General features: G+C 63.9%; 8 protein-coding genes. 7 read left to right on the forward strand and 1 reads right to left on the reverse strand.

Going from position 1 to position 8,688, the window contains the following annotated elements; genetic code table 11:
- Positions 1-20: 20 nt before the first annotated feature.
- The gene (locus AOT96_RS19610; RefSeq protein ID WP_003941968.1) at positions 21-620 is read right to left on the reverse strand and encodes an SACE_7040 family transcriptional regulator; all 600 of its coding nucleotides are present in this window, start codon (positions 618-620) and stop codon (positions 21-23) included.
- A gap of 98 nt (positions 621-718) precedes the next feature.
- On the opposite strand from AOT96_RS19610, the gene AOT96_RS19615 reads away from it, so the two are divergent.
- From AOT96_RS19615 to AOT96_RS19645, 7 genes are read left to right on the forward strand one after another with little or no spacing between them, the layout of a single operon-like run.
- Positions 719-2,308, forward strand: a complete 1,590-nt coding sequence (locus AOT96_RS19615) for a carboxyl transferase domain-containing protein (protein WP_042453308.1) — start codon at positions 719-721, stop codon at positions 2,306-2,308.
- A 5-nt stretch (positions 2,309-2,313) separates the two neighbouring features.
- On the forward strand, positions 2,314-4,353 hold the full coding sequence (locus AOT96_RS19620; protein WP_065352878.1) for an acetyl-CoA carboxylase biotin carboxylase subunit: 2,040 nt from the start codon (positions 2,314-2,316) through the stop codon (positions 4,351-4,353).
- Entirely contained in the window at positions 4,353-5,516 is a 1,164-nt protein-coding gene (locus AOT96_RS19625; protein WP_007730190.1) for an acyl-CoA dehydrogenase family protein, read from the forward strand. Before AOT96_RS19620 ends, AOT96_RS19625 begins: the two co-directional genes overlap by 1 nt.
- Positions 5,513-6,001, forward strand: a complete 489-nt coding sequence (locus AOT96_RS19630) for a MaoC family dehydratase (protein ID WP_003942078.1) — start codon at positions 5,513-5,515, stop codon at positions 5,999-6,001. Before AOT96_RS19625 ends, AOT96_RS19630 begins: the two co-directional genes overlap by 4 nt.
- Positions 5,998-6,825, forward strand: coding sequence for an HpcH/HpaI aldolase/citrate lyase family protein (locus tag AOT96_RS19635; RefSeq protein WP_003942031.1), 828 nt, complete (start codon positions 5,998-6,000; stop codon positions 6,823-6,825). The genes AOT96_RS19630 and AOT96_RS19635 overlap by 4 nt, the downstream gene beginning before the upstream one ends.
- A gap of 3 nt (positions 6,826-6,828) precedes the next feature.
- Positions 6,829-7,584, forward strand: coding sequence for a CoA transferase subunit A (locus tag AOT96_RS19640; RefSeq protein ID WP_065352162.1), 756 nt, complete (start codon positions 6,829-6,831; stop codon positions 7,582-7,584).
- A 41-nt stretch (positions 7,585-7,625) separates the two neighbouring features.
- Positions 7,626-8,231 carry a 3-oxoacid CoA-transferase subunit B gene (locus AOT96_RS19645; RefSeq protein WP_039973146.1) on the forward strand — a complete coding sequence of 202 codons (606 nt, stop codon included), beginning with the start codon at positions 7,626-7,628 and terminating at the stop codon, positions 8,229-8,231.
- The last annotated feature ends 457 nt before the right edge of the window (positions 8,232-8,688 follow it).

Genomic DNA, 8,688 nt, shown 5'->3' on the forward strand with positions numbered 1-8,688 from the left:
CGATTGTGCCGTGTCCGGTTTCAGTGGGTGCGCAGTGCGGCGAGCGTCATATCCCGCAGGACTCGACGCGCGCGTGCCGGCGAAGCGGGGTTGGCGCTGTGAGGGGTCGAGTTGATCAGACCGAAGGTGGCATGCGCTTTGATTCGTGCGTCCGCCTGATCGAGTTGGGGATCGAGTTGCTCGAGCACCCCGACCCACACCTCGACGTACTTGCGCTGCGTCTGGCGTACCTGTCGACGCGCGTCGGCCGGCAGGCTTTCGAGGTCGCGGTCCTGGATGCGGATCAGGTCCGGCTCGCCGAGCGCGAAGTCGAGGTGGAACTCCACCAGTGCGTCGAGTGCGGCGCTCGGTGAGTCCGCTGCCTCCGCTGCCGCAGAGCCGCCTTCGTGCAGGCGCGTGCTGATGCCGACGAGAAGTTCCACGAGGACGGCGTCCTTGTTCGGAAAGTGCCGGTACACGGCCGGGCCGCTGATGCCGACGGCCGCGCCGAGGTCTTCGAGTCGCACACTCACGAATCCGCGTTCGGCGATCAACCGTGCGGCGGCGTCCAAGAGTTGACGTCGACGGTCGGCCTTCATCTGATCGCGTCGCGTCGGAGCTGCTACCTGCTCAGAGGTCATTCTCTCGATCTTTCTTCGCTTGTGTTCTGGACAACTCAGTTAATCATAGTTAATCTAGTTTCAGTTATCGAGCATTAACTCATGGCGAAGGCGGCGGGATGACTCCCAGTGGAATCACGCAAGGATCGGGCTACCGGTCCGATCACACCGTTCTGGTGGACGAACTGAAGAAGAAACTGGCGCAAGCAGCGCTGGGTGGCAACGAGCGCTCTCGCGAGCGCCACGTGAGCAGAGGGAAGTTGCTGCCGCGAGATCGCGTCGACTCGCTGCTCGACCAGGGCAGCCCGTTCCTCGAGCTGTCCCCACTGGCGGCCAACGGCCTGTACGACGACGAGTGCCCGGGCGCCGGCGTCATCACCGGTATCGGCCGTGTGTCGGGTCGCGAGTGCGTCATCGTTGCCAACGACGCGACGGTCAAGGGCGGCACCTACTACCCGATGACGGTGAAGAAGCACCTGCGCGCGCAGGAAGTTGCGCTGCAGAACAACCTTCCCTGCATCTACCTCGTCGACTCCGGCGGCGCCTTCCTGCCGCGCCAGGACGAGGTCTTCCCGGACCGTGAGCACTTCGGCCGGATCTTCTACAACCAGGCGACCATGAGCGCCAAGGGGATTCCCCAGATCGCCGCAGTTCTCGGTTCGTGCACCGCGGGAGGCGCCTACGTGCCCGCGATGAGCGACGAAGCAGTGATCGTCCGCAACCAGGGCACCATCTTCCTCGGCGGACCGCCGCTCGTGAAGGCTGCCACCGGTGAGATCGTGACGGCGGAAGAGCTCGGCGGCGGCGACCTGCACTCCAAGGTTTCCGGCGTCACCGACCACCTGGCCGAGGACGACCGCGACGCACTTCGGATCGTGCGCAACATCATTGCCACGCTCGGCCCCCGCTCCGAGCGCCCGTGGGACGTCATCTCCACGGTTCCGCCCGTCGCCGATCAGAGCGAGCTGTACGACGTCGTTCCGACTGATCCCCGTACTCCGTACGACGTGCACGAGGTCATCACCAAGCTCGTCGACGGTGGCGCGTTCCAGGAGTTCAAGGCTGAATACGGCAAGACGCTCGTCACCGGTTTCGCGCACATTGAGGGCCACCCGGTCGGCATCATCGCCAACAACGGCGTGCTCTTCGGCGAATCCGCCATGAAGGGAGCACATTTCATCGAACTGTGTGACAAGCGCAGTGTGCCGCTGCTGTTCCTGCAGAACATCGCAGGCTTCATGGTAGGACGCGACTACGAGGCCGGCGGCATCGCCAAGCATGGCGCCAAGATGGTCACGGCAGTCGCGTGTGCACGGGTCCCCAAGCTGACAGTTGTCATCGGCGGCTCGTACGGCGCCGGCAACTACTCCATGTGTGGACGCGCGTATTCACCTCGCTTCCTGTGGATGTGGCCGAACGCGCGCATCTCGGTCATGGGCGGCGAGCAGGCCGCGTCGGTGCTCTCGACGGTTCGTAGTGACCAGCTCGACAGCGCGGGTAATCCGTGGTCGGCCGAGGACGAAGAATCCTTCAAGGCGCCGATCCGCGAGCAGTACGAGGCTCAGGGCAATCCGTACTACTCCACTGCGCGGCTGTGGGATGACGGTGTCATCGATCCCGCAGATACCAGAACTGTTCTCGGCCTGGCCCTTTCGGTGTGCGCGAACGCGCCGATCGAGCCGGTCTCCTACGGCGTCTTCCGGATGTGAGCGAAATGACTGAGTTGCGCACTATCGATACTGTTCTCGTGGCCAACCGCGGTGAGATCGCGGTTCGCGTGATCCGCACGTTGCGTGAGTTGGGAATTCGCAGCGTCGCCGTCTACAGCGACGCCGACGCGAATGCTCGCCACGTCCGCGAGGCCGACACTGCCGTCAACATCGGACCGGCCGCGGCGCGTGAAAGCTACCTCGTCATCGACAAGGTCATCGACGCTGCCAAGTCCACCGGTGCTCAGGGTATTCACCCCGGTTACGGCTTCCTGTCGGAGAACTCGGCGTTCTCGGCTGCCTGTGCGGCTGCCGGAATCGCCTTCCTCGGCCCCTCCGAGCACGCCATCGAGGTGATGGGTGACAAGATCACCGCGAAGAACGCCGTTGCCGCGTTCGACGTGCCGGTGGTCCCGGGTATCGCTCGCCCCAATCTGACCGACGAAGAACTGATCGCAGCGGCCGAGGACATCGGCTACCCGGTGTTGGTCAAGCCTTCGGCCGGCGGAGGCGGCAAGGGAATGCGTCTGGTCGAGGATCCGGCCAATCTGGCCGAGGCTCTTCGCAGTGCCCGCCGTGAGGCCGCGTCGTCGTTCGGCGACGACACCCTGTTCCTCGAGCGATTCGTCCTGCGGCCCCGGCACATCGAGGTCCAGGTTCTCGCCGACCAGCACGGCAACGTCGTTCACCTCGGTGAGCGCGAATGCAGCCTGCAGCGGCGTCATCAGAAGGTCATCGAAGAGGCTCCCTCGCCGCTGCTCGATCAGGTGACCCGTGACCGGATCGGCGCGGCAGCGTGCAACACCGCTCGAAGCGTCGATTACACCGGCGCCGGCACCGTGGAGTTCATCGTCTCCGCCGACAAGCCGGACGAGTTCTTCTTCATGGAGATGAACACCCGCCTCCAGGTCGAGCATCCCGTCACCGAAATGGTGACCGGACTGGATCTGGTCGAATGGCAGGTCCGTGTGGCAGCAGGGGAGAAGTTGGCCTTCTCCCAGAGTGACATCACGCTGACCGGGCACGCCATCGAAGCTCGTGTGTACGCGGAGGATCCGGGCCGTGGATTCCTGCCGACCGGCGGCAGCGTCGTCGATCTGGTCGAGCCGTCAGGTTCCGGCGTGCGCGTCGATTCCGGACTGCTCGCGGGCACCGTCGTCGGCAGTGACTACGACCCGATGCTCAGCAAGGTCATCGCCCACGCTCCCGACCGCGCGGGCGCACTGCGCAAGCTCGATCGCGCACTCGGTGACACCGCAGTGCTCGGAGTCGTGACCAACATCGAATTCGCACGGTTCCTCCTCGCTGATCCGGATGTGATCGCGGGCAACCTCGACACCGGTCTGCTCGATCGTCGCGTCGAAGACTTTGTCGCAGCCGACGCCTCCGACGAGGTTCTCATTGCTGCCGCGGCGTATCGCTGGCTCTCGCGATGGACAACTTCGGAATCCGTTGATCCCTGGGACGTCCCGAGTGGGTGGCGCGTCGGAACTCCCGCTCCGACCAGCATCAGGCTCGCCGCCGGCACCCGAACGTCGCACGTTGCGATCGTCGGCGTTCCCGCGGATGCAAAGGTCGAGGTCGAAGGTTCACAGCCGCGCGCATTCAGCGCGACCCTGACGGGATCCGAACTGGCGGTGGTGATCGACGGACGTCGACGCACGTTTGTCGTCGCCCAGACCGATGGCGGTCTGTGGCTGGCAGGCGGCGGAACCTGGCACGTGCGCGAGGTAGCCGAAGTCAGCGTTCGCGGTGAGGACAAGCATGCCGGTGACGCCGAAATCGCCAGCCCCATGCCCGGTGCCGTCATCGCAGTCAACGTCGAGAACGGCGCGGCAGTGAGCGCGGGACAACCACTCGTCGTGGTCGAGGCCATGAAGATGGAGCACTCCTTGACGTCCCCGATCGACGGGATCGTGGAAGTGCTTGTCCGTCAGGGCGATCAGGTGATGGTGGATCAGGTTCTGGCCCGCGTGGTACCTGTCACGGACGAAGAGACTGCAGAAGTAAAGACCGAGAATACGACGCAGAAGGAAGACGCCTGATGTCCGATTACCTTGCCACCGGAGCGCTTCCGGACGAATACCAGCAGCTCGCCAAGACGGTTGCGGACTTCGCGAAGACCGTAGTGGCACCGGTTGCTGCCGAGCACGACGCCAACCACACCTTCCCGTACGAGGTAGTGGCCGGGATGGCTGACATGGGACTGTTCGGCCTGCCGTTTCCCGAGGAGTACGGCGGAATGGGCGGCGACTACTTCGCACTCTGCCTGGCGCTCGAAGAGCTGGGCAAGGTCGACCAGAGCGTCGCGATCACTCTCGAAGCTGGTGTGTCCCTTGGTGCCATGCCGATCTACCGTTTCGGTAACGAGGCGCAGAAGCAGGAGTGGCTTCCGCAGCTCACCAGCGGCAAGTCGTTGGCTGCCTTCGGCCTGACCGAACCCGGTGCGGGTAGCGACGCCGGCGGCACCAAGACCACCGCGAAGTTCGACAGCGGTGAGTGGATCATCAACGGCAACAAGCAGTTCATCACCAACTCGGGCACCGACATCACCAAGCTCGTGACGGTCACCGCGGTCACGGGTGTCAAGGACGGCGGCAAGAAGGAGATCTCGACGATCCTCGTGCCGACCACGACGCCCGGCTTCACGGCCGAACCGGCGTACAACAAAGTCGGTTGGAACGCATCCGACACCCATCCGCTCACGTTCGCCGATGTTCGTGTCCCCGAAGAGAATCTGCTCGGTGAGCGCGGCCGCGGCTACGCGAACTTCCTGCGCATCCTCGACGAAGGCCGCATCGCCATCTCCGCGTTGAGCGTCGGTGCCGCCCAGGGCTGCGTCGACGAGTCGATCAAGTACGCCAAGGAGCGCGAGGCGTTCGGTCGCCCCATCGGACACAACCAGGCCATCGCGTTCAAGATCGCGCGTATGGAGGCTCGTGCCCACGTCGCACGTACCGCGTACTACGACGCGGCCGCACTCATGTTGTCGGGCAAGCCGTTCAAGAAGCAGGCGTCTATCGCCAAGCTGATTTCCTCCGAAGCTGCCATGGACAACGCCCGTGACGCCACGCAGATTCACGGCGGATACGGCTTCATGAACGAGTACGCCGTCGCGCGCCACTACCGTGACAGCAAGATCCTCGAAATCGGTGAGGGAACGACCGAGGTGCAGTTGATGCTCATCGCTCGTGAGGCAGGGCTGTGACGAACCCCAAGAAGATCACTCAGCGCGGGCTCTGGTTCGAGGAGTTCGAGGTCGGCGCGATCTACGAGCATCGCCCAGGCCGGACGGTGACCGAGGCTGACAACGTCCTGTTCACGACTTTGACGATGAACACGCAGGCGTTGCATCTCGATGCCGCGTACAGCGAGGACACTCAATTCGGTGTGCGGCTGGTCAATTCGATGTTCACCCTGTCGACCATCGTCGGCCTGTCCGTCGCGCAGTTGACGCAGGGCACCATCGTGGCGAACCTCGGTTTCTCCGAGATCAGCTTCCCCAAGCCGCTCTTTCACGGCGACACCTTGTATGCCGAGACGCTCATCGCGGACAAGCGCGAATCGAAGAGCCGTCCAGGTGAAGGCATCGTGACGCTCGTGCACACCGGGCGTAACCAGCACGGTGACGTCGTCGCACTGGCCACGCGCAAGACACTGGTGCAACTGCGTCCGGCAGAGGTGTCCTCATGACGTGGACGCCGCCGGGGCCGGCGTGGTTGTTCTGCCCGGCGGATCGTCCCGAGCGCTATGCGAAGGCCGCGGCTGTTGCCGACGTCGTGATCCTCGATCTCGAAGACGGTGTGGCTCCGGCCGACAAGGAAGCCGCACGTGCAGCCCTGATCGACACGCCTCTCGATCCGGAGCGGACGGTCGTGCGCGTCAATCCGGTCGGTACACCTGATCACGAACTCGATCTGATCGCGCTGGACGGCACACACTATTCGCGTCTCATGCTGTCCAAGTGCGAATCGGCCGAGGACGTCCTCTCGCTCGCACCGGCGGACGTGGTTGCGCTCGTCGAGTCCCCGCGAGGAGCCCTCGCCGTGGCCGACATCGCGCTTGCTGCGAACGCCATCGGTGTCATGTGGGGAGCCGAGGATCTTGTGGCCGGTCTCGGCGGTAATTCGAGCAGGCACCCGAACGGTTCGTACCGCGACGTTGCCAAGCATGTCCGATCGACGTCTCTCCTGGCCGCGAAGAGCTACGGCCGGTTGGCTGTCGATTCCGTGTACCTCGACATCAAGGACCTCGTCGGCCTGGGCGTCGAGTCCGCTGATGCCGTCGCAGTCGGCTTCGACGTGAAGGTTGCGATCCACCCGAGTCAGGTCGAGGTCATCCGCGGGGCCTTCGCACCTTCGGAAAAAGAGATCGACTGGGCCACACGAGTGCTTGCCGCGGTGTCTACTGAACGTGGTGTGTTCGCGTTCGAGGGCAAGATGGTCGACGCTCCCGTTCTCCGTCACGCCGAGAAGCTTCTTCACCGAGCCGGAATCTTTCAGCAGAAGGAGAACTAACGGATGAGCAAAGTCGTGAATACGGCAGCTGAGGCAGTTGCCGACATCGCGAGCGGATCCAGGCTCGCAGTGGGCGGCTTCGGGCTGTGCGGTATTCCCGACGCACTGATCGCGGCGATCGCCGACGGCGACGCCACCGATCTCGAGGTGTTCTCCAACAACTGCGGTGTCGACGACTACGGTCTCGGCATTCTGCTCGGCGCGCACCGGATCGCCAGGGTGACGGCGTCGTACGTGGGGGAGAACAAGGAGTTCGCGCGCCAGTATCTCGCCGGTGAGCTCGAAGTGGAGTTGACGCCGCAGGGGACGCTGGCCGAGCGGCTGCGAGCTGGCGGTACCGGCATCCCGGCGTTCTACACTCCGGCCGGCGTCGGCACCCCGATCGCCGAGGGCGGCTTGCCGTGGCGATACAACGCGGACGGTTCGATCGCCGTGGCGTCGCCACCGAAGGCGACGGCAGTGTTCGGTGGCCGCACGTATGTATTGGAAGAGGCGATCACGGCTGACTTCGCGCTCGTGCACGCGGACTACGGCGACACCGAAGGAAATCTCGTCTTCAACAAGACGGCGATGAACTTCAACCCGCTTGCTGCCATGGCCGGCCGGATCACCATCGCGCAGGTGGAGAACCTCGTCGAGCCGGGCGACATCGACCCCGCACACGTGCACCTACCTGGTGTGTTCGTCGCGCGGCTCGTGCACACAGGCCCACAGGAGAAGCGGATCGAGAAGCGGACCGTCTCAGGAGGCACCAAGTGACCAGTGCAGAGGAAACCCGTATCGGTTGGACTCGCCACGAGATGGCCGCTCGCGCTGCCGCCGAGATGCGGCCGGGGGAGTACGTCAACCTCGGCATCGGCCTGCCGACTCTGATCCCCAGTTACCTGCCCGAGGGCGTCAAGGTGGTCCTCCACAGCGAGAACGGCATCCTCGGTACCGGACCGTATCCGACCGATGATCAGGTCGATGCCGACCTCATCAATGCCGGTAAAGAAACCGTCACCGTCAATTCAGGCGCCGCGTTCTTCGACTCGGCTCTCTCCTTCGGCATGATCCGCGGTGGTCACATCGACACCGCGGTGCTCGGCGGGATGCAGGTGTCGAAGACCGGTGACCTTGCCAACTGGATGGTGCCGGGCAAGATGGTGAAGGGTATGGGCGGGGCGATGGATCTGGTCCACGGTGCCCGCCGCGTCATCGTCGTGATGGAGCACACCGACCGCGACGGCAATCCCAAGATCGTCGAGGCCTGCACGCTGCCGCTTACCGGTCAGAGCGTCGTCAACCGGATCATCACCGACCTGGCAGTGCTGGACGTCACCGCGGACGGGCTGCAGCTTGTGGAGCTGGCTCCAGGGGTCAGCAGCGAGCACCTGAAGAGTGTGACTGGTGTGGGCTTTTCCTGAAGCTTCGTACCGTAAATCGAAGAACGCGCCGACCGCTGGTCGGCGCGTTCTTTCGTCGGTCTGTCGGCGAGTACCGATAGTCTCGATCAGCGACTGTCGAATCTTGTTCGAGCTCAGACACCCAGTACCCGGCGGCCCTGTAAATTGTCCGAGGTGACTGATGTGGATTGGGGTGTAGATCGTCGGTTGCAATTGATTGTCCCAGGGGGAGAGGTGTCGCGCGCCGCGTCTGAACGGTGCGTTTCGGCAATGCGATCGGGGGGTAGATGAGCTGGGCGATTTGTAACGAATTGCAACAAAACCGTCGATACACCGGGGTATGGATTTCTCTTGTCACCTATGTATCGGAGACAATGGGTGGTTCTGGCTCGTCGAGGTTGGATGAGGTCGGTAGCTGCTGCGAATCGGACGTTCGGCTCGCACGGGTGCGCAATGGTGTGGAAGAGAGGCTGTGGGC

The sequence above is a fragment of the Rhodococcus sp. 008 genome, assembly GCF_001682295.1.
Taxonomy (GTDB): Bacteria; Actinomycetota; Actinomycetes; order Mycobacteriales; family Mycobacteriaceae; genus Rhodococcus_F; species Rhodococcus_F qingshengii.

Excerpts from the sequence above, each read along its gene's own strand:
- AOT96_RS19615 (WP_042453308.1), top strand. The coding sequence starts at position 719 with ATGACTCCCAGTGGAATCACGCAAGGATCGGGCTACCGGTCCGATCAC.
- AOT96_RS19610 (WP_003941968.1), bottom strand. The coding sequence starts at position 620 with ATGACCTCTGAGCAGGTAGCAGCTCCGACGCGACGCGATCAGATGAAG.
- AOT96_RS19645 (WP_039973146.1), top strand. The coding sequence starts at position 7,626 with ATGGCCGCTCGCGCTGCCGCCGAGATGCGGCCGGGGGAGTACGTCAAC.
- AOT96_RS19620 (WP_065352878.1), top strand. The coding sequence starts at position 2,314 with ATGACTGAGTTGCGCACTATCGATACTGTTCTCGTGGCCAACCGCGGT.
- AOT96_RS19635 (WP_003942031.1), top strand. The coding sequence starts at position 5,998 with ATGACGTGGACGCCGCCGGGGCCGGCGTGGTTGTTCTGCCCGGCGGAT.
- AOT96_RS19625 (WP_007730190.1), top strand. The coding sequence starts at position 4,353 with ATGTCCGATTACCTTGCCACCGGAGCGCTTCCGGACGAATACCAGCAG.
- AOT96_RS19640 (WP_065352162.1), top strand. The coding sequence starts at position 6,829 with ATGAGCAAAGTCGTGAATACGGCAGCTGAGGCAGTTGCCGACATCGCG.